General features: G+C 43.2%; 22 protein-coding genes. 6 read left to right on the top strand and 16 right to left on the bottom strand.

What is annotated here, in order from left to right; all coding sequences use genetic code 11:
- Positions 1-177 precede the first annotated feature (177 nt).
- Both thrS and BLR82_RS21200 read right to left on the bottom strand, forming a co-directional pair.
- Complete coding sequence (gene thrS, locus BLR82_RS04065) at positions 178-2,085, bottom strand: threonine--tRNA ligase (RefSeq protein WP_074597700.1); 1,908 nt, start codon at positions 2,083-2,085, stop codon at positions 178-180.
- A 348-nt stretch (positions 2,086-2,433) separates the two neighbouring features.
- Positions 2,434-2,589 (bottom strand): hypothetical protein, encoded by a 156-nt coding sequence (locus BLR82_RS21200; protein WP_217629880.1) that lies wholly within the window; start codon positions 2,587-2,589, stop codon positions 2,434-2,436.
- Between the two features lie 230 nt (positions 2,590-2,819).
- Between BLR82_RS21200 and BLR82_RS04070 the strand changes: the two genes are divergently transcribed.
- The 3 genes from BLR82_RS04070 to BLR82_RS04080 are packed head-to-tail and all read left to right on the top strand — an operon-like array spanning position 2,820 to position 5,131.
- Positions 2,820-3,443 (top strand): TetR/AcrR family transcriptional regulator, encoded by a 624-nt coding sequence (locus BLR82_RS04070; protein ID WP_074597701.1) that lies wholly within the window; start codon positions 2,820-2,822, stop codon positions 3,441-3,443.
- Positions 3,430-4,365 carry an ABC transporter ATP-binding protein gene (locus BLR82_RS04075; protein ID WP_074597702.1) on the top strand — a complete coding sequence of 312 codons (936 nt, stop codon included), beginning with the start codon at positions 3,430-3,432 and terminating at the stop codon, positions 4,363-4,365. Before BLR82_RS04070 ends, BLR82_RS04075 begins: the two co-directional genes overlap by 14 nt.
- Positions 4,349-5,131, top strand: coding sequence for an ABC transporter permease (locus tag BLR82_RS04080; protein ID WP_074597703.1), 783 nt, complete (start codon positions 4,349-4,351; stop codon positions 5,129-5,131). Before BLR82_RS04075 ends, BLR82_RS04080 begins: the two co-directional genes overlap by 17 nt.
- 49 nt (positions 5,132-5,180) lie before the next feature.
- On the opposite strand, the gene BLR82_RS04085 is transcribed toward BLR82_RS04080, so the two are convergent.
- Genes BLR82_RS04085 through BLR82_RS04095 form a run of 3 tightly spaced genes read right to left on the bottom strand, consistent with a single transcriptional unit; the run spans position 5,181 to position 6,625 of the window.
- Complete coding sequence (locus tag BLR82_RS04085; protein ID WP_074597704.1) at positions 5,181-5,837, bottom strand: alpha/beta family hydrolase; 657 nt, start codon at positions 5,835-5,837, stop codon at positions 5,181-5,183.
- A gap of 28 nt (positions 5,838-5,865) precedes the next feature.
- Positions 5,866-6,219 (bottom strand): DUF3147 family protein, encoded by a 354-nt coding sequence (locus BLR82_RS04090; RefSeq protein WP_074597705.1) that lies wholly within the window; start codon positions 6,217-6,219, stop codon positions 5,866-5,868.
- Positions 6,203-6,625, bottom strand: a complete 423-nt coding sequence (locus BLR82_RS04095; protein WP_074597706.1) for a MarR family winged helix-turn-helix transcriptional regulator — start codon at positions 6,623-6,625, stop codon at positions 6,203-6,205. Before BLR82_RS04095 ends, BLR82_RS04090 begins: the two co-directional genes overlap by 17 nt.
- 171 nt (positions 6,626-6,796) lie before the next feature.
- On the opposite strand from BLR82_RS04095, the gene BLR82_RS04100 reads away from it, so the two are divergent.
- A complete protein-coding gene (locus BLR82_RS04100) occupies positions 6,797-7,777 on the top strand; it encodes an aldo/keto reductase (protein ID WP_074597707.1) in 981 nt (326 codons plus the stop codon).
- A 49-nt stretch (positions 7,778-7,826) separates the two neighbouring features.
- Here BLR82_RS04100 and BLR82_RS04105 read toward each other — a convergent pair whose 3' ends face one another.
- Entirely contained in the window at positions 7,827-8,006 is a 180-nt protein-coding gene (locus tag BLR82_RS04105; protein WP_074597708.1) for a hypothetical protein, read from the bottom strand.
- 136 nt (positions 8,007-8,142) lie between these two features.
- Here BLR82_RS04105 and BLR82_RS04110 point away from each other — a divergent pair, with 136 nt between their 5' ends.
- Positions 8,143-8,448, top strand: a complete 306-nt coding sequence (locus BLR82_RS04110) for a DNA-binding protein (protein WP_074597709.1) — start codon at positions 8,143-8,145, stop codon at positions 8,446-8,448.
- A 186-nt stretch (positions 8,449-8,634) separates the two neighbouring features.
- Here the strand turns inward: BLR82_RS04110 and BLR82_RS04115 are convergent, their stop codons facing one another.
- Positions 8,635-9,741, bottom strand: a complete 1,107-nt coding sequence (locus BLR82_RS04115; protein WP_074597710.1) for a threonine aldolase family protein — start codon at positions 9,739-9,741, stop codon at positions 8,635-8,637.
- 29 nt (positions 9,742-9,770) lie between these two features.
- Positions 9,771-10,964: a formate-dependent phosphoribosylglycinamide formyltransferase gene (gene purT / locus BLR82_RS04120; protein WP_074597711.1), complete on the bottom strand. Its 1,194-nt coding sequence runs from the start codon at positions 10,962-10,964 to the stop codon at positions 9,771-9,773.
- A 347-nt stretch (positions 10,965-11,311) separates the two neighbouring features.
- On the opposite strand from purT, the gene BLR82_RS20930 reads away from it, so the two are divergent.
- Positions 11,312-11,452, top strand: a complete 141-nt coding sequence (locus BLR82_RS20930; RefSeq protein WP_175486744.1) for a hypothetical protein — start codon at positions 11,312-11,314, stop codon at positions 11,450-11,452.
- A 135-nt stretch (positions 11,453-11,587) separates the two neighbouring features.
- Here BLR82_RS20930 and BLR82_RS04125 read toward each other — a convergent pair whose 3' ends face one another.
- The 8 genes from BLR82_RS04125 to BLR82_RS04160 all read right to left on the bottom strand — a co-directional run bounded on the left by BLR82_RS04125 (position 11,588) and on the right by BLR82_RS04160 (position 19,042).
- Positions 11,588-12,382, bottom strand: a complete 795-nt coding sequence (locus tag BLR82_RS04125) for an SDR family NAD(P)-dependent oxidoreductase (protein ID WP_074597712.1) — start codon at positions 12,380-12,382, stop codon at positions 11,588-11,590.
- A 179-nt stretch (positions 12,383-12,561) separates the two neighbouring features.
- Entirely contained in the window at positions 12,562-13,029 is a 468-nt protein-coding gene (locus BLR82_RS04130) for a DinB family protein (RefSeq protein ID WP_074597713.1), read from the bottom strand.
- A 160-nt stretch (positions 13,030-13,189) separates the two neighbouring features.
- Positions 13,190-14,290: an ABC transporter permease gene (locus tag BLR82_RS04135; RefSeq protein WP_074597714.1), complete on the bottom strand. Its 1,101-nt coding sequence runs from the start codon at positions 14,288-14,290 to the stop codon at positions 13,190-13,192.
- Positions 14,291-15,571: an ABC transporter permease gene (locus BLR82_RS04140; protein ID WP_074597715.1), complete on the bottom strand. Its 1,281-nt coding sequence runs from the start codon at positions 15,569-15,571 to the stop codon at positions 14,291-14,293.
- A gap of 13 nt (positions 15,572-15,584) precedes the next feature.
- Positions 15,585-16,517, bottom strand: a complete 933-nt coding sequence (locus BLR82_RS04145; RefSeq protein WP_074598264.1) for an ABC transporter ATP-binding protein — start codon at positions 16,515-16,517, stop codon at positions 15,585-15,587.
- Between the two features lie 134 nt (positions 16,518-16,651).
- Positions 16,652-17,287 (bottom strand): response regulator, encoded by a 636-nt coding sequence (locus BLR82_RS04150; protein WP_074597716.1) that lies wholly within the window; start codon positions 17,285-17,287, stop codon positions 16,652-16,654.
- Complete coding sequence (locus tag BLR82_RS04155) at positions 17,265-18,434, bottom strand: sensor histidine kinase (protein WP_074597717.1); 1,170 nt, start codon at positions 18,432-18,434, stop codon at positions 17,265-17,267. Before BLR82_RS04155 ends, BLR82_RS04150 begins: the two co-directional genes overlap by 23 nt.
- A 92-nt stretch (positions 18,435-18,526) precedes the next feature.
- Entirely contained in the window at positions 18,527-19,042 is a 516-nt protein-coding gene (locus BLR82_RS04160) for a P-loop NTPase family protein (protein ID WP_074597718.1), read from the bottom strand.
- Between the last annotated feature and the right edge of the window lie 289 nt (positions 19,043-19,331).

Raw genomic sequence — 19,331 nt, forward strand, 5'->3', positions numbered from 1 at the left:
ACGACAGATCCACCCACTTCTGACCATCCTTCAGCATTCTATCCCCATTCCTGAAAAAAGAGCGGTTACAGATCAAAAAATGATGCCACCAGCATAACGATTACGAAAAAATAGAGGTATTGCCAATTACCAAGTTTATTATTTGCCAAGTGATGCTCTTCCTTCATCATTTCCACGTCAGTTACCAATCTCCTGCTTCAATGATTCGATAAAGACACTCCATTTCATCTCTTCAGACTCCTCTTCACCATATTTCCTGACATTAATTGATTGGCTGTCGCGTTCCCTGTCGCCAACTACCAGTATATATGGGATTTTTTTGACTTGCGCTTCCCTCATTTTGTAACCGACTTTTTCCTCTCGTAAATCTACTTCAGCTCGTACTCCTTCTGTTTGTAAGCGATTTTGCACTTCCACTGCGTAATCACCATGAACAGCACTGGACACCGGTATCAATTTTACTTGTACGGGCGCAAGCCATGCAGGAAACGAACCGGCAAAATGCTCGATCAGAATTCCCAAGAAGCGGTCAATGGAACCGAAAACAGCACGGTGTATGACAACAGGGCGGACTTTCTGATTGTCTTCATCCACATAAGACAGGTCAAATAGTTCGGGCATTTGAAAATCCAATTGAACGGTCGCACATTGATGACTTCGATTTAGTGCGTCCTTAATGTGCACATCAATTTTCGGCCCGTAAAATGCTCCGTCTCCTTCATTGATTTGATAGTCGTAGTCCAGTTTTTCCAGTACATTCTTTAAGGCCGCTTCCGCTTTGTCCCAAAGCGACTCGTCTCCCATCGAATTTTCCGGTCTTGTCGAAAGTTCAATCGAATAGTCAAATCCAAAGGTATTATATACTTCGTCTATCAAGTTCAACACGGAGGTAATTTCTTCTTCGATTTTATTTGGTGTCACAAAGATATGGGCATCATCTTGGCAAAACGTCCGAACCCTTAACAGCCCATTCAACGCACCACTGAATTCGTGGCGGTGCACCTGGCCAAACTCAGCCATTCGGATTGGCAGCTCCCGGTAAGATCGAAGTTTATCTTTGAAAATCAGCATATGTCCTGGGCAATTCATTGGCTTCAAGGCAAACCGCTGGTCATCAACCTCGGAAAAATACATGTTATCTTTATAATGGTTCCAATGGCCGGATCGTTCCCAAAGCCGCTGGTTCATCATGAACGGTGTCCGCACTTCCTGATAGCCATACTGATACTGGATATTCCGCAAAAATGCCTCTAATTGATTTCGTACGAATTGACCGTTCGGCAAATAAAAAGGCATGCCTGGCGCTTCTTCCGAAAACATAAACAGATTCAACTCACGGCCCAGCTTGCGGTGGTTCCGATTTTCCGCTTCCTGTAAATATTCAAAATAAGCCTGCAGATCCGGCTCAGAAGCAAAAGCCACGCCGTAAATTCGTTGCAGCATCTGGTTTTCCCTGTTTCCGCGCCAATAGGCGCCAGAAACATGTGTTAGCTTAAATGCTTTAATGTGACGAGTCTCCGGAAGATGCGGCCCTCTGCACAAATCCATAAATTCCCCTTGTCGGTACACAGTAATCGGTTCACTATCCGGTATATCCTCCAGCAGTTCATGCTTCAATGGATCTTCAGCAAACAATTGCTTTGCCCGATTTCGCGACACTTCTTCTCGCTCGATTCGCAGGTTTTCCGAAACTATTTTTTGCATTTCCTTCTCGATTTGTTCCAGATCATCTTGCGATAACGGTTGGTTCAATTCCAAATCATAATAAAATCCATTTTCAATAACAGGTCCTGTGCCCAAATAAACGTCCCCATAAATACGCCGGACAGCCTGTGCCAAAACATGCGCAGCAGTATGACGCATCACCTTCAATCCCTCTTGTGACTGGACGTCTAGCAGCTCTATTTCTGCATCATTTAAAATACTGCTTCGTAAATCTACCAACACGCCGTTCACTTTACCGACAACTGATCTCTTTCGTAAAGACGAGCTGATCGAACCCGCTACTTCTTCAAGCGTTACACCTCGCTGGTACCGCTCATTCCTTCCATCCGGAAAACGGATAACTATTTCCTCTGACCTCATCACTTGTCACTCCTTCTTTTCCAAATAAATAAAAAAACACGCCATCCCTATAAAATAAGGGACGAGCGTGTTTGATACCCGTGGTTCCACCCAGCTTCCCGTCAAGTAAGTATGATACAAGACAGCTTCGTTATGGCTTTATCGCAGCGTCTGCGGTCCGGTTACTAAAAGTTCCCCGGGACTGCTCCAAGGTGGTAAGTTTATCTACCTGCACCGGGAAGTTCTCAGCCTTGCCTTCCCTCTCTGTAGGTCGTACTAGAAAAACTATTGTCCTTTTCCTCGCAATTCTTCTATTTTTATGCAAACAAAAAACACACCGCATCCCTATACAAAAGGGACGAGTGTGTGTCAGACCCGTGGTTCCACCCAGTTTCCCATCACTCCTGCAAAAAGTGACGGCTCATTCCGCTTTATCGCCGCGGCTGCGGTATTGAATACTAGGACTTCCTCAATACAGCTCAAAGGTGGTACTTTTTTCTTCTGCATTAGGAAGTTTCCAGCCATGCCTTCCCTCTCTGTAAACCGGTAAGAAAAAAGTGTGTCCTTTTCCTCGCACTATTCAGTGTTAAATTATTACTTACTATATAAAAATTAAACGGATTCGTCAACAATCTATTTTAATTCCTTTATCAGAAGTGTTGAAAAAGAGCTATTGAAAAAATTGTCCATATCGCATAAAATATATATGAATAAAAAATAAATTAATTCATATATATTTTATGGAGGTGATCTCTTTGCCCAGGGGTTTTGACGAGAATGAGAAAGAGGAAATCTATGCTCAACTTTTAGAACATGGCAAACAATTATTCAGTTTGTATGGTTTAAAGAAAACAAGTATCGCCGAGCTATCAAAAGCCGCCGGGATTGCTCAAGGCAGCTTCTATTCTTTTTATTCGTCTAAAGAGGACTTGTATTTCGCTATTTTAGAAAAGGAAGAAGAAGCCATTAAAGAAGAGCTTGCTCATTTTTCTCCCAAACGAAAAGCGGATCCCATGGAAGCAATCAAACAATTGCTGTTCCAAACCTTAAAAAGGGTCGAGGGAAATCCATTGTTTAGCCAAATGTTACAGGAAGACAATCTTCAGGCACTGAGAAGGAAATTACCAAAAGAGAGATTGGAAGCACATTTTAAGAAAGATGCAGATACCTTGACCGTTTTCACGAATTTGTGGAAAGAAGCTGGAATAGAGGTTGATATACAAGAGGACGTTTTGACAGGACTGTTCCGTTCCTTGTTTTTAATGACCCTTCATAAAAAAGAAATCGGGGAAGCGATTTATGACGAAACAATGAGATTAATGATTGATTTGATTATTAGCGGTATAACAGCCAAGGAGGGGAATCATGGAGACTATTAGAACAGAGAATCTGACGAAGAATTTTCAGGGTGTAAAAGCAGTCGATCATGTTTCTCTTACGGTAGATCAAGGCGATATTTATGGGTTTTTAGGTCTAAATGGTGCCGGGAAAACAACTACTATCCGTATGCTGCTTGGCATGATCCGTCCGACATCCGGCGCATGTTATATAAAAGGCCGGAAAATAGCTGCGAATAGTCATCATGTTTGGCATCATGTCGGGTACATGGTAGAAACGCCTTATGCCTATCCGGAACTTACCGTAAAGGAAAATTTGCTACTTGTACAAAAAATACGAGGTGTAAAAGATTCGTCAACCGTCCCTCGTATAATCAATCGGTTACAGCTGAACAAATATGAGCACAAAAAGGTGAGGCACCTATCAATGGGAAACGCCCAACGCTTAGGGATAGCAAAAGCTTTACTACACGAGCCGGAAATATTGGTGTTGGACGAACCAACCAATGGATTAGATCCGGCCGGCATTGTAGAAATAAGGCAATTAATTCAGGACCTGGCGCATCAACACGGCAAAACGATTTTCATCTCCAGCCATATACTTGGCGAGATTGCCAGAACAGCTACTAAAATCGCTATTATTGACGATGGCCGATTAATACAGGAGTTAAAGAAAGAAGAGCTTGATTACCACCTATCGGTAACATTAAAAGTGAAAACAAGAGATGTTAAATACACGGAAAGGATACTATCTCATGCAGGATATCAGGTTACTGACGGTAAGGAGGGCTATTTGGAGATAAAAAACAGGGAGGCAATTAATCATCCTGACATCGTTAATTCTTTTCTAGTCAACGCTGGATACCCGCCTACCAAACTGTTCGTGGAGGAAGAAGACCTTGAAGCTTACTTTTTACGTATAACTGGCAGGGAAGGAGTTTCTGATCATGAAATCATTCTTTAACATTGTGTCAGTAGAGATATACAAATCCTATAAATCCAAAACGATTTGGCTGACAGCCTTGGCATTCACGATGCTGCCGGTGATGGGCGGCTTCTTTATGTACGTGTTGAAAAATCCGGACTTTGCCGAAAGGATTGGTTTAATCGGAGCGAAAGCACAGCTCGCCGGAAGTGCTGATTGGCCTTCCTTCTTAGGGTTACTTGCACAAGGGATAGCGGTTGGCGGATTGTTCGTGTATGGTTTTATCACCAGCTGGGTTTTTGGACGAGAATATACGGATCGTACTGTAAAAGACTTGCTGGCGATGCCTTTTCCACGCTCACACATTCCGATCGCCAAGTTTCTCACGATCATCCTGTGGTCGTTTGTTCTAACTGCTTGGGTAATTGGAGCAGGCTTTTTGATTGGAATGACAATCGGGTTACCCCTTTGGTCTACAGCTGTCTGGCAGGACGGGATATATGTGCTTTCCGTTACAACGCTTCTTACTATATTTGTAAGTACTCCCGTAGCCTTCTTTGCATGTATTGGAAAGGGATACTTAGCCCCTTTAGGATTTATTGTGATAACGTTAATTCTCTCTCAAGTTATTGCGGTCATCGGATATGGAAGTTATTTTCCCTGGGCTGTACCTGCATTGTTCAGTAACATTTCGGGGACTGGAAATCTTTTAAATGCCAGCAGTCTTTTCCTCGTTATCCTTGCCGGATTGCTAGGGGTTGCCGGGACTCTCGGTTTCTGGCGATATGCCGACCAGCATCTGTAAAAGGGTCAGGGCCATGGATTTATATGCCCTGGCCATCTGCTCTTTTCCATTATTCCTTCGTAAACAATTCTATCTCCTTCATGACAGCCTTCAAGCAATCAATAGATTGGTATACTCCATTCTTGTGCTCCAAGGAATGGTCTGTACCGTTAAAAATCTGCACCTTAAAGTTGCTCTTGGCAGCGAGTCCGCTCACCCTTTGTTTAACAAAGCATTTGTCCTTGTCGCCAATAAGCAATAAGCTCTCAATCCAACACTTTTGCAAATGATGATAGAGCATATCTACTTGCAGCAGCGGAGTCAGCCAAATAACTTTTGTTATCTCCAGTTTTGTCTTGCTTTTTTCCAGCAAATGAGCAAGCCCTCCTGTACCGATAGACTTGGCCATCATATAAATATTCGTGTATTTAGCTACTGGGACGACCTCTTCCATTACTTTCTCTACATCATCACTTATGAGTCTGAATTGTTCTTCCCTGCCCCGTTTTGTAAAAGAAGCAACCTCATATTCATATTGAATATGTAAGACATCAAACCCTTTATCAAAAAACAACCCGGTTGCAAAATAAAACAAAGGTTGATCCGTTGAGTAGCCTAATCCCGGAAGCATGACACAAAGTCTGCTGTTGTTTGGGTTGTTTCGAATAAACCTGTAAGAAATCAGTTCTCCGTCCGTGTTACGGATTGCTTTTTTTGCTATATCCATTTATATCCTCCCGACTATTCCTGTCATGTTAAGACATGATGGTCTGTTTCACATAACGAAGTACCGCTTCCTGTAGTACCAGAAAAACAATCCATCCAGTTAATCCCATTAAAATGGATATGTAAAGGTTGACTGCATGTTTCAAAGAAAAATAAACCACGACTAACATAACAGCAGTAGCCGGAAATCCCGAAAGAACTCCTAAAGCGAACTTACTTAGGTCTGTTCCGGTTTCCCCCTGTATTTTCAACCAGATGATACTGATCAAACTAACCAACGGCAAAGCTGCCAGAATTCCCCCGTAAGCAGGTATCCGTCTGGAAATCTCGGTAACTATCCCAATCACTATTGCCGACAAAAGAATCTTAAACAGAACAAACATCTATCGATCGCTCCCTCAATAATTGAAAAGCTGACTCAATGTGTTGTCTCTCCTCCTCTGTCATGCCTGCGAGTACTTGTTTTAATTTCTCACCATCCAGACTTGTATTGCGCTGCAATACCTTTTGTCCGAAGGTGGTCAACGCTAAGATGACTTTTCTTTCATCAGCCTTATCCCTGTTTTTTACCAAGAACCCCTTTTCGATTATCCTTTTCACATGCTCCGATGCCGTATTATGGGAAATCCCAAAGTATTCCGCTACATCGCCTATACCGACAGTTTCTTTTTTTTCGATCAACTGCATGATTCGGATTACCTGATGTGTTACTTTCTCTTTATGCGGATAGTGCAATAAAAAATATATATCGGTCCAATACTCATTGAGAAGCTTTTCGTCCAGCCCCAAGTTCTTCACCTCTGATTATATCGTTTACTAAGATTATATCTTATATAACGATATAAAACAACCTCTATTTAGCAAGTCAAAACCAATTAATGGTATCTTCTCTTATTTTTCGTTACACTTTATCACAACACTGAAGCATGAAAATTTGGGAAAAGGATGTGAACCAGGAATATGGAAAAGAAGAAACTTGGAAGCCAAGGATTGAAAGTATCTGCTCTCGGGTTAGGCTGCATGGGGATGTCGGATTTTTACAGCGGTCGCGATGACGATGAATCTTTAAAAACGATTGACCGGGCGCTGGAACTGGGAATCAACTTTTTGGATACAGCTGACATGTATGGTGTAGGCGAAAATGAAAAATTGGTAGGAAGGGCTTTGAAAGAACGTAGAAACGAAGTAGTTCTTGCTACCAAATTCGGGAATGTCCGCGGAGACGATGGTTCCTTTCTCGGCGTCAATGGGCATCCTGATTATGTTAAAAAGGCCTGTGATGCCAGTCTAAAACGTCTTGGGGTGAATCACATCGATTTATATTACCAGCATCGCGTGGATCCTGATGTCCCGATTGAAGAGACAATCGGTGCAATGTCTGACTTAGTAAAAGAAGGGAAAGTCCGGTTTCTTGGCATGTCGGAAGCTGCTCCGTCAACCATCCGTCGGGCACACAAGGTACATCCAATCACCGCTCTGCAAACAGAATACTCACTATGGAGCCGTGATGTAGAGGACGAAATCCTGCCGACATGCCGCGAACTCGGCATAGGTTATGTGCCTTACAGTCCACTAGGACGAGGCTTTTTGACGGGCCAAATCAAACGGTTCGATGATTTAGCCGAAGATGATTACCGTCGCTTTTCTCCTCGTTTCCAAGGAGAAAACTTCCAAAAAAACCTGGACCTAGTCGCCGATATTGAAGCGATCGCTCAGGAAAAAGAATGTAAACCTGCACAACTGGCATTAGCATGGCTGCTGGCACAAGGAGATGACATTGTGCCGATTCCCGGCACCAAACGTATTAAGTATTTGGAAGAAAACGTAGTAGCACTTGATGTTACCTTGACGAAAGCAGATTTGGAGCGAATCGACAAGGTTTCTCCGCAACATGTAGCTGCCGGGGATCGCTATCCTAATATGGGCGGCGTCAACTTGTAGGAAAAGCAGCGGCGAGAATCCCTTCTCACCGCTGTTCTTTTTTACTCTATCACTTTTGTGTTCGATCATATCGCTTCAATTCGGTATCTTTTTTCAGTGCCTTCACGTGAAAAGGGTTTGCCGATTCTTTAGTTGCATCGCTTTGCACACCGATTTCTTTGCCGATCGAATCGTTATAAACACCTTCCCGTTCACCGTCAAAATGTTCATCCTGTATGTTTGACAGCATACTTTCACCTCCTGTTACGTAGCTTGCTTTAAACCGAGCCACTCATCCTTTCGATTTCAATAAAAGGTGAAACTTTCTAGAGTAGAGAAACGTAACCAAACGTAGAGCATTTTATAACAAACATAGGAGGAAAACCATGGAAATGGATTTTTTCTGGCTGGCAATTGGAATTGCTGTGGCTGGTTACTTTATTGGTGAAGGGCTTAAAAATTTTAAAAATCCCGAAACCAAAGGACTGATTGATTCATTTAGCGAAGAGGATGACCAACAATTATTGAAAGAAAGCGAAGTGCATTATTTTATGGGGATCACAAAGGAAGATGCAAAATCATTAAAAGAGGATTTTCCCGATATCCCCCATATCGTCATCAACCATAAAGTTTATTATCCGAAAGCCAAGCTGCGAGAATGGTTGAAAAACGCAGGCTCCAAACATACCTAACCAGAGCAAATAATTCAATTGGTTCACCATATAGATACTGGCTCGAGAACTACGGAGCTAACAAGATGTTGAGCTGCAACTTGCATAAAAAGATGGGAAAAGAGCTTTCCCATCTTTTTATTTGTTGATCTCCATGCAGAAAACAGGCATAGTCTTGTGTCCTCCTTTATCAATTCGGAGCAAGCGTCAGCCACAATATTCGTTTTCTTCCTGATCGCTTATCTTCTTACCAAGCAACTCAAAAGTTTTTTTTATCTCAGGTTTCGGAATGGAGTGGTACCCCTCGCCAATACTTACTTCAAAATAACAAGCTTGTTCATTTTTTTCTTTAACGTAACTTGTGAGCCCTATTCCACCTTCTTCATAAATCGAAGCTAAGAGAGATTCTGCAGCTTCCTTCCCTTTTGCCAAATATACATGGAACATATTCGATACCGGGATTTCTGGCACTGTTGAAATGTACGGGCAACGATTAAACTGCTCTGCCAACTGCACGGCGTCCTGATAATATTGGTCCATTTTGTCTTTGTGTTTTTCAAAATAGTAATCGGCGGAAAGAATGTATGGATAAAGGCTGATAAGGTCCCCGCCGTGCCGCCGTTTCCACACCTTGGACTTCTCTGTGAAAGATGCCTCGCCAGCAAGTATCGCACCGGCTACACCGCCCAATCCTTTGTACATGGAGATATAGACACTGTCGAATAAAGCACCTATTTCTGCTGCAGACTTTCTATAATAAGGCAGGATCTCCAAAAGTCTCGCGCCATCTAAATGGAGACGAATGCCCTGCTTTCTGCAATATTCGGAAATTGCTTCCAAGGTTTCGTAGGACGGAAGCTGGCCGCCGATTTCCCGCTGCGGCAGTTCCAGCAGCAGGCATGCGATCTCTTTATCCAACCCCGTGACATCCTCCAGCTCGATCACACGATTTTCGTCTGCCAATAATATTGTCTCTAGATGATGAAGCTCTTTCAGTCCGTCTTCTTCATGGATCTCCAGATGGGACAATGGATGGTAAGCGACCCGCTTCACCTGCTTTTCATCTGCCCAAATTCTTAACGCTATTTGCTGTGCCATCGTACCGCTAGGGAAAAACACTGCCGCCTCCTTACCCAAAAAATCGGCCAATTTATCCTGAAAATCCTCGATTATCTCGCCTTTTCCATACATGTCGCTCGCTCTCTCACCATCCACTTGATTCAAAGCCTGTTTAAGCACTTCTAGGTTACGCGGTGTATGGCCCGATAACCGATACGACGTTTGGTTGAATGCTTCCGCCAACGTTGCTTTCATGCTTCCATCCCTTTCCATATAAAGCGTATTTATTTTCCCACTGACTCCGTGTTCTTCATTTTCAACTGGGATGCCGCTTCTGCCACTTGCTGTTTTGCTGCTTCTACATCTTCTGCTCTATTAAGCACGACAGCCAACCTGCGTCCGATCGAGGCTGTAGGCTTCCCAAATAATCTTACCTGAGTACCAGGAGTCTGTAGTGCCTGTTCAGCACCTTCGAAGAAATAGGATTCCATGTCGCTCGCCGATTTGACCGCTTGACTTGCACCAGGAGAAATGAATGTCACCTTATCCACCGGCAATCCCAGTATCGTCCGTACATGTAATGCAAATTCGGATAAATCCTGGGTCGCCAGTGTTACCATCCCCGTATCGTGAGGCCGTGGAGAAACTTCGCTAAAGTAAACGCCTTGTCTGGTAAGAAACAATTCTACTCCGAAGACACCGAAACCTCCAAGATGGTCTGTGATCTTTTTAGCGATGTCTTCTGCTTCCCGTATTTGCTCCTTGCTCATTGTATGAGGCTGCCACAACTGAATATAATCTCCATCTTGCTGCTTATGACCAATCGGCGGACAGAACACTGTCCCGGAAGAGGAGCGGACGGTCAGTAAAGTGATTTCCGATTCGAAAGAGACGAATTCTTCCACAATCACCCTGGTACTTTTTCCGCGTCCACTTTTCAGTGCCTCCTGCCAGGAAATTTCGATTTCCCCTTCGTTACGGCAAACTGTCTGGCCTTTTCCAGAGGAACTCATCAAGGGTTTGATTACGCACGGTGTCCCGATTTTATGTACAGCTTGTTTTAATTCATCTAATGATTCGGCAAATGCATAATCTGCTGTCGGAAGTTTTAGCTGTTCACTAGCTAAGCGCCGAATCCCCTCCCTGTCCATCGTCAGCTGTGTTGCATAAGCAGTCGGAACCACACGATACCCTTGCTGTTCCAGTTCAACCAATGTATCCGTAGCAATTGCTTCAATTTCCGGCACGATTAAATCTGGTTTCTCGGTTTCAATCACATCCCTCAGTTGAGCCCCATCAAGCATATCCCTCACATAATAACGATGGGCGACTTGCATGGCAGGCGCACCTTGGTAACGGTCAATAGCGACGGTTTCCACTCCCAGACGCTGTGCTTCAATGATCATCTCTTTACCTAGTTCCCCAGAACCTAGTAATACCATTTTCATAGCCTTTTCTTGACCTGGCACTCCAAACATAGAATCCCTCCTCTTACCATTTACGAACATCATACCCTTTTAAACAGAAAAAAATCAACCAAATGACGAACTAAAACGAACAAAAATAATAATTATTCCGAAAATGTACGTTTCTAAACGGTCTTAGAATCTCCTTGCTGGTTCCATCTCTTTCGTCACCACAAGAAATATCCCCTCCACAAAAAAACAGATCGTAAAGGTGAAAGTTTGGCTTAATGGGAAGGAAATAAAGTAGAAAATATGGAAAGATATAATAGTGAGCCTGTATGAAAGGTTGATACCCACTGCTGTTGAGTGAGAACGGGTATACAAATAATATGTGTCAGGTCAATAAGGGGGCTTTTAACATGAATTTCCTATTTGGTTTCTTAATATTTGCAGGTATTTTTGCTGTTTACGATGCTTTGAGAAAGATAAATAATAATTTATTAAACCAAACAGAAGAGATTAAAAACTTACGGGAAGAGATAAAAAGCAATAATAAATAAAATTTTTTCAGTAAAAAACTGATAAACAAGCAAAAGAGAAAATCATGCATATTTTTCCAGTTTCTCTATCAACTTCCCTTTCACAGAACCTATACAAAAAGCTGTTCCAAAAACGGAACAGCTTTTTGTGTAAGGTTAAAAAACAGTCCGGACAAGACCGCCATCTATCCGTAAGGCAGAACCGTTGATTGCGGATGAAAGCGGGCTGCTGACAAACGTCACAAAGTCCGCGATTTCTTTTGGTCTAATTAAACGCTGAATAATCGAAGTTGGACGATTCTCTTTCATAAACTTAGTTTCCGCCTCTTCAAGCGATAGATTCTCCCCTGGATATAACTTCTCTAACATGACTTCGACCCCGCCAGTCAGTGTGGAACCCGGCATGATCGTATTCACCGTTACCCTTGTTCCAGTAGTAAGTTCAGCAAGGCTCCTCGACAAGGATAACTGCATCGTCTTTGTCGCACTGTAGTGGGCCATTTCCTGTGAAGGCATTAAAGCAGCTTCACTGCCGATAAAAATCACTCTACCGCTATCTTTTTCCATCATTCGCTGTAAATATTGGCGTGTCAACCGGACACTGCTCATGATATTGACCTCGAATAACTTGAACCATTCCTCATCAGGGATGTCAAAGTAATCATTCGGCTCAAATATACCGAGATTATTAATTAAAATGTCGATATTCTGTTGTTCCTGCATGATCTTTTGGCAGCCTTCAGCTGTACCTAAATCTGCTTCTGCTGCATGAAGGATGGCTTCTGGATATGCTGATTTTATTTCATCGATTGTCTGGTTGATTTTCTCCTTCCCGCGTCCATTGATAATCACTTCTGCGCCTTCAGCTGCCAATCTTAAAGCAATTGCATTCCCTATTCCTGATGTCGATCCAGTTACTAACGCACGTTTTCCATGAAGCATTAAATCCATAAACCCGCCTCCTAAATAGGTGAAAGTTCTGACTAATCCGCCCTTTGTATCCATATCCTAAACGGGAGCTTTTATTCTTTCAACTATTCTGATTAGTACCACGTTACTTTTCACACACCAAAAAGTCATCCCAACCAGCAATGCGCTAGTCATCCAAGCTATGGTAAAACTTTGCAGATTCAACGTTTGTTCGGTTGTTTCATAAAAAACGGAACCTCTTGCACTCCGGCAATTCGCGCATAAGTATAGAGCTGTCCTTTATGATGGATTTCATGGTCTCTTGCATTGCTCAGCCAAACAGCCGCAGGAGCATCAAACCCATTCATCTCTAACTGCTTATCCAAATGTTGGTCAGTAATCGATTCAAAATGCTTTAAAGTAGTTTGCGTATAGTTATCCACTATATTCCGGACGTCCTGCAATGTCTCGAATTCCGGCTTGCTATCTGGAAAAGTGAATACACCTTCTTTGATGGACTTGGTGAACATCTCCATGGAAGTTGCCAAATGAACGGCCAGTCCACCTAAGGAGAAAGCCCCGTCCCAAGGCTTGAAATCTACATGCTTATCATCAATTTTTGTCAGCAATTCCTGTAATACCTGGCGGTGGCCGTACCAGCTATCCCGGATTTCCTCCACTTTGCTCATCAAAAACCTCCTTGTTCTTTTGCTTGTATTAATCTTCTAGTTACTGTACGCAGTTCCTGCTTTTATCCCCTAATTCATACTCACTAGCTGAAAGGAATCATATTCTCCAAAAAAAAGGCAGTCCTCTCTACCGGACTGCCTCTCCCATTAACTGGGAATGTTAGACTTTACGCTCCATCAAGTTGATTCCTATTCCCATACATAAGACCCCGATCACCACTAGGATTGCTAAAGGCTGAGCCAGGGTAGACATCGATTGGCCAAGGGAAATTCCCTTTAATGCTTCCATGCCGTACGTAACCGGAACCACTTTGGATATACCGAGAATAACGTTGTTACTAACCGCTTCAATCGGCCAGTATGCTCCCCCAATCATTGCCATACTAACCGAAATAATTGGTACAAGTGCATTGAGCTGTTCAAGGCTCTTCACCAATCCTAACAGCAACATCCCCAACGCTACTACGGCAAAAGTATAACAGGCTACCGCCACTAAAATCATGCCATAATTGTCGCCGATTTCATAATCAAACCCATATCGGAATACCGAAAAGATAAACACGATTTGCAAAAACCCGATCATAAACGAGTAAGCCAAGTGTCCGATATATAAGTGGAGTTTTTTGACCGGTGATAAAATCACTCGGTTCCAGGTTCCAGTCCGTTTTTCTTCGGCCACTTTACTCAAACTGAAAATAATCGTGTATATCGAAAAAAACAACGTCATGCCAAACAAGAAATGATTGCGTTGAGAATATCCGCCGGAGGTCGACTCCCCTTCAGCTGTCGATGCAGTCAATGTAATAGGGGCATTCACTAAGGCGGCTTCAACCTTACTGCGGTAATCTGCATCTCCTGTAGCTTGCTCTGCTTCCTTCAGACGCAGTTTTTCTACATAGATCTGTTTAACATACTGATCGACAAGCACTTGATTAGGATCATCAGCGGCAGTCAGCATCCTGTAGTTATCAGACATCCCTTTCATCGCAAAGGCAGCATCGCCTAAGGCGACCTGTTTTTCGGCCGTTTTCTGATCTGTTTCGGTAAACACATAGCTCTCAGATTCGTTTAGCTTTGCCAGCAAGGCATCCTGCTCCTCTTCATTCATGGACTGGTCAAGATAAACTGGAACATCCAATTGTCCGTAAGTTTTAAACCCGCCAAGAAAGAATACAAAGATAAAAGTCATCCCTAACATGGAAAGGACCATCAAAGGTTCACGGCGCAGCCGCTGCAGCTGTAAAAGAAAAATTGATTTCACTTAAGCCGCCCTCCTTTTTGAAAAAATCAACAAACTGACTGCGATTAGTACAACTGTCAATAGCAGCAGCCGAAAGATCAACGGCAAAATGTAAGACATTCCGAGACCTTGCGCCCATTGAAGTGTCATATTTAACATAATCCCGTTCGGCGTCCAATTTCCAAGGGTTGTAAACAGTGCAGGCATTCCGGACACGGGGAAAAAACTTCCTCCGAGCATAGCCAATACGGTCACGATCCCTCCAGCAAATATACCTGGAACAACATTGCTTTCCGATTTCACCGTAATGGCGGTCAATAAAGCACCCAAACCACCGATACATAAGGAAAAGACTGCTCCTATCACCAGCATGCCGAGCCAAAACCGCCAGGAATTATCGGCAAAAGCTTGCAATACAAGTCTTCCCATGCCGAATAGCAGGACAAGCTGTATGAACACTAAAACAGTTGTAGAAATCGCTTTTCCGGATAAAAAGAGAAGCGGATGTTTTCCCGACAATAGAATTCGAGCAAACACGTTTTGATAATTCTCTACATAAGCCTTTGATGCAATGGTCGAAGCCACAAACATGGCAAACATCACAGCCATACCGATTGAATAGTATTCAATCGATGAAATAGGCTCCTGGTCTGTTACTGTAATAACGCCCCCTAAATCTTCCTGATTCCCTTCAGACGATTTTCTTGTGACATCCGTCCCGTCAGCGGCTTGTGCAATAGCTGTTTCAAAATTGAACGTACGGACAAAGCGCTCAACCGTGTCATAGAAAATACCAGCCATAAGCGAGGAATCCTTTCCCTCCACCATTTCAAGCTCCGCGCTCTTCCCCTCGTCCAGCAGCATCTTTTTCAGCGATAAATAAGTGAAATTTTCCGGTATCTTTAGTAGGGCGGTAACTTTGCCATTCTCTAATGCTTCAATTGCCTTGTTTTCATTCACTTTTTCCGTTTCCAACACCTGGCCGAGTTCATCGCCTTCAAGCATGTTCATCATCAGAGCGGAAGGCTCGGAAGACTCCGCCGCTTCTATAAGTCGATCTTTCGCTTCCTCTGGTACGGAAAGTTGCTTGACTTCTTCTGTAAATTGCTCGATCCCTGCCTGACGATCATTGTGGTCAACAACTGCAACCTTCATATCAAAAGAAGAAAACCCTCCAGCAAACATCCCTTTCAATGCAAATCCTAAAATCACCGTCAAGATTATCGGCATTAATAATAAGACGAGTAATTCGGTTCGATCCCGGATCAGTACCATTACATCTTTTTTCAAAAATGATAGCATCCATCGTCCCCCCCTAATCTCTCAGCTTGCGGCCTGTCAGATGTAAAAATACATCCTCGAGTGTCGGCACTTGGACATTCAAACTGGTTATCTGGACTTGTTGGCGTTCCGCAGCCTGAAAAATACTTCCGAGCAGCCTGCTATTTTTAGGTGTGATCAGCTTGATGCCATTGTCAGTCTCGGTGACACGGAGCACACCCTCCATCTCATTCAACTCAGCGGCAAGATCAGGGTAGGAGCGATCCAGTTCTATCCAAATCGTTTCTTCACTGGACAAAATACTGGTGAGCTCTTGCTTGGTTCCGGAAGCGATCACTTTGCCGTGATCCATAATATAAATCCGATCGCAAAGCCTTTCGACCTCTTCCATGTAATGACTTGTGTACAATACCGTCATACCCTTTTCTTGATTAAGCTTTTGGACCATTTCCAGGATGTAGTTACGCGATTGCGGGTCGATTCCGACAGTCGGTTCATCCATGATGATGATTTCCGGTTCATGAAGCAGGGCAACGGCGATGTTGATTCTTCTTTGCATACCGCCGGAATAATGTTTAACGAGTTCGTTTTTACGTTCGGTAAGCCCGACGATTTCCAGAACATTTGCCATTTGCGATTCCAGCGCTTTGCCCTTCAAACCATAAATTCTTCCGAAAAACCTGAGATTTTCCACGGCCGTAAGTTCCTTATATAGCGCAATATCCTGCGGCACAACGCCCAAGTACATACGGATGACGTTTGGATCTTTGACAACGCTCTTCCCATGCCATGTCACATCTCCCGCTGTCGGTTTAACGAGCGATGAGATCATCGAAATCGCCGTCGATTTTCCTGCTCCATTCGGTCCTAGCAGGCCAACTGACTCTCCTTTATCTAAATATAAATTGACGTCAGACACCGCAACATTCTTTTTAAACATTTTTTTCAAATTCGTTGTTTCCAACACTGCGTATTCCCCCTTTAATGCCATTTTCGATACCGTTTGGTTTATCTCTTTTAAAGTATAAAAAAAAGAAGACAGCATGCATACTGTCTCCCGTCACTAATTGAAATGACAAACCGTGACCTGCGTCACTTTTTTTATACAAAACCATTGCGTATGGCGTAAATAGCCAGTTGGGTCCTATCGCGGAGCTCGAGTTTATCCAGCAGCTGGGAAATATGATTTTTTACCGTGCCTACCGATAAAGACAATTCAGCTGCGATTTCTTTGTTGCTTTTTCCTTCGCCAATCTGCTTTAATATATCAAGTTCGCGAGGAGTTAAATTATGCTCTTTCTCCATCTCCGGCTTTTTTGCATGCAATAGTCGCGGCATCACTTTGGCTGCAACTTCCCCTTGAAGCTGGAGCCCTCCCGCAAGGCAGTTTTTCACCGAGTGGATCAGCGTATCGGCATCCGCATCCTTAAGCATGTAGCCATGCGCACCTATCTTCAGTGCCTGCAGGACATACTCGTCATCGTTGAACGTCGTCAGCATCAATATCTTCATGTCTGGCCAGCGGCTGCGAATTATCTTAGCCGCTTCGAGCCCATCCATTACTGGCATACGGATATCAAGGACTGCCAAATCGAACCGTTGTTTTTCACAGAGAGCTATCGCTGCCTTTCCGTTTTTCGCTTCTCCGGTCACTTGCAGTGCTTCATCTGTTTCCATCATCATTTTAAGCCCCTGAGCAACCAGCGACTGATCCTCAGCTAATAGAATCCGAACCACTTGCGGTGTCCTCCTTTTTTTGCAGCGGGAACGTTCCCCGGATGATGAATAAGCAGTTATAAGCCAAAATTTCCAGACTCCCGCCGGCCTGCTGGACACGTTCTTTCATGGAGGTCAATCCATAGCCCTCCTCAAATCGATAACCAGATGGAATTGGATTGGAAACTTCAAACCGGAATATTCGTTCGCCAGCTGATTCAAACGTGATGGAAGCTTCTCTATTCGATCCATGGCGCATCACATTGGTCAATGATTCCTGCACAGCCCGGTACATTGCTGCGGCTTGTTCAGGCGTCAACCGAGCAGAAAAGGCACGGTTTTTGACGGCAAATTGTATCCGGATAAACTTCTCCGCCTCAAGCTTGCGGATCAAACGTATCATTGCCGGAATACCGCCGATTTCCTCCTGGCTCAAAGCTTTGACCGCAGTGCGGGTTTCATCCAGGCTTTCCTGGGCCAATCCTTTTAACAGGCCGATCCGTTTTTTTTGCGCTTCTTCTGCTTCCATCCGTGCCACTTCCAGCTGCATCAATAAGTTGGTGAGCTTATGTCCGACACTGTCGTGAATCTCTCGGCCGATTTGGGTTCGTTCCTGTTGCCTGGCCAGCTTTTCATCCGAAACGGCTCTCCGCTTTAGACCGCGATATTCACGCAGCAAGGCATCGTACCGCACTGCGACTGCCTCTAATTCCTGATGGATGCGATGAAAGATGGAAAGCGCCAAGCCGAGCATAGCCAGATAAAAGAACAAGAACGGAAAGGAAAAATACTCCCCATTTTCTTCAAGTGCCGGAAGAACGGCACAGATCCCTATGACTGCCCCGGAGATAAGTGCATGACGGCCGGGCAGCCGATAGACAGCCTCTCCCGCCAAGTAAGCAAACAACAACAAGATTAAATGATTAGGTGTATCGGTATGTAACGGCCAAAATACAGCCATAATGACTAGACTGGAGCTGCTTAGTAATATTGCCTGGATTGCTGCCCGGCTGCGGAACAGCGGAAGCAAAAAATATAATGCAAAAAACAAAGCACTGCCAAACCAGCGGACAGGAGAAATCCCGACCACCCCCTGTGGCTGCAGGAGGGCAAATCCCCATAACCCTGCCAATAATAAAAAACAAAGCCAAAATGTATAACGGTACATCGTATCCTCCAAAAAAATCGCTTTGTTTTTACTATATCACCTGTAGGCATGGTTGCGGCGATTTTTTTACTTTTGGAACTACCGAATATCCGTTAATTGAAGTATCTCTTTATACAATCTGTATTTTTAATAACTTCTATTTTGTTTCTGTGGATGTAATAATTGTTGAAAAAATTAATTTTCCCTACCTCTTCAAAATATCGGTTCCATTTAAACATATTAAAAAATATTTTTAATGTTGGTTTGTAATTTGACTTCTCTAATCGAAGTTTTTGTTTAAGAAACCTTTTTATTATTCGGTAGGTTCTTACGGAATATTTTGTATCTAAAAAAATAATTAAATCTGCATTTTGGAAACAATTGCTTACCCAGTCCTCGTTGTGCACCCCTTCAATTATCCAACTATCTGATTGTATGATACTATTTAGATACTCTTCTCTTTCCTCTTCCGTCCTTTTTATATCTTCCGACTTTTCCCTTATCCAAACCACATTATCTAATTCGTAATATGGTACATCTAACTTTAAGGATATTTCTTTTGCTAAAGTTGTTTTACCACTTCCAACGGAGCCAATAATATGAATCTTTCTTGGGACATTTCTTTCCAAAAAAACCACCTAACCTATATTAATTTATTTCTAAAAACATTCTGTTTGAGGACATAATTTTCCTTTTTGATTTAAATAATTCTTTACACACTTGTTCTTTAGAAAATTATTCCATAATACTACAGTTGTTCTGCCATTGAGAATAGTCTTCTTTTCTTCTCGATGGCTTATATATGGGTTTATTTCACTTTTTTATCAATCCCTTCAAGTTAACGCCGGCAAGCATGCTCTAGGGCAAAAGCCGGAGCATTAAAAATGGCCGACCCAGTAATTGGGTCGGCCATTTTCC

The sequence above is a fragment of the Sediminibacillus halophilus genome, from assembly GCF_900103695.1.
Lineage (GTDB): Bacteria > Bacillota > Bacilli > Bacillales > Amphibacillaceae > Sediminibacillus > Sediminibacillus halophilus.

Excerpts from the sequence above, each read along its gene's own strand:
- thrS (WP_074597700.1), bottom strand. The coding sequence starts at position 2,085 with ATGAGGTCAGAGGAAATAGTTATCCGTTTTCCGGATGGAAGGAATGAG.
- BLR82_RS21200 (WP_217629880.1), bottom strand. The coding sequence starts at position 2,589 with ATGGCTGGAAACTTCCTAATGCAGAAGAAAAAAGTACCACCTTTGAGC.
- BLR82_RS04075 (WP_074597702.1), top strand. The coding sequence starts at position 3,430 with ATGGAGACTATTAGAACAGAGAATCTGACGAAGAATTTTCAGGGTGTA.
- BLR82_RS04080 (WP_074597703.1), top strand. The coding sequence starts at position 4,349 with ATGAAATCATTCTTTAACATTGTGTCAGTAGAGATATACAAATCCTAT.
- BLR82_RS04085 (WP_074597704.1), bottom strand. The coding sequence starts at position 5,837 with ATGGATATAGCAAAAAAAGCAATCCGTAACACGGACGGAGAACTGATT.
- BLR82_RS04090 (WP_074597705.1), bottom strand. The coding sequence starts at position 6,219 with ATGTTTGTTCTGTTTAAGATTCTTTTGTCGGCAATAGTGATTGGGATA.
- BLR82_RS04100 (WP_074597707.1), top strand. The coding sequence starts at position 6,797 with ATGGAAAAGAAGAAACTTGGAAGCCAAGGATTGAAAGTATCTGCTCTC.
- BLR82_RS04105 (WP_074597708.1), bottom strand. The coding sequence starts at position 8,006 with ATGCTGTCAAACATACAGGATGAACATTTTGACGGTGAACGGGAAGGT.
- BLR82_RS04110 (WP_074597709.1), top strand. The coding sequence starts at position 8,143 with ATGGAAATGGATTTTTTCTGGCTGGCAATTGGAATTGCTGTGGCTGGT.
- BLR82_RS04115 (WP_074597710.1), bottom strand. The coding sequence starts at position 9,741 with ATGAAAGCAACGTTGGCGGAAGCATTCAACCAAACGTCGTATCGGTTA.
- purT (WP_074597711.1), bottom strand. The coding sequence starts at position 10,964 with ATGTTTGGAGTGCCAGGTCAAGAAAAGGCTATGAAAATGGTATTACTA.
- BLR82_RS20930 (WP_175486744.1), top strand. The coding sequence starts at position 11,312 with ATGAATTTCCTATTTGGTTTCTTAATATTTGCAGGTATTTTTGCTGTT.
- BLR82_RS04125 (WP_074597712.1), bottom strand. The coding sequence starts at position 12,382 with ATGGATTTAATGCTTCATGGAAAACGTGCGTTAGTAACTGGATCGACA.
- BLR82_RS04130 (WP_074597713.1), bottom strand. The coding sequence starts at position 13,029 with ATGAGCAAAGTGGAGGAAATCCGGGATAGCTGGTACGGCCACCGCCAG.
- BLR82_RS04140 (WP_074597715.1), bottom strand. The coding sequence starts at position 15,571 with ATGCTATCATTTTTGAAAAAAGATGTAATGGTACTGATCCGGGATCGA.
- BLR82_RS04155 (WP_074597717.1), bottom strand. The coding sequence starts at position 18,434 with ATGTACCGTTATACATTTTGGCTTTGTTTTTTATTATTGGCAGGGTTA.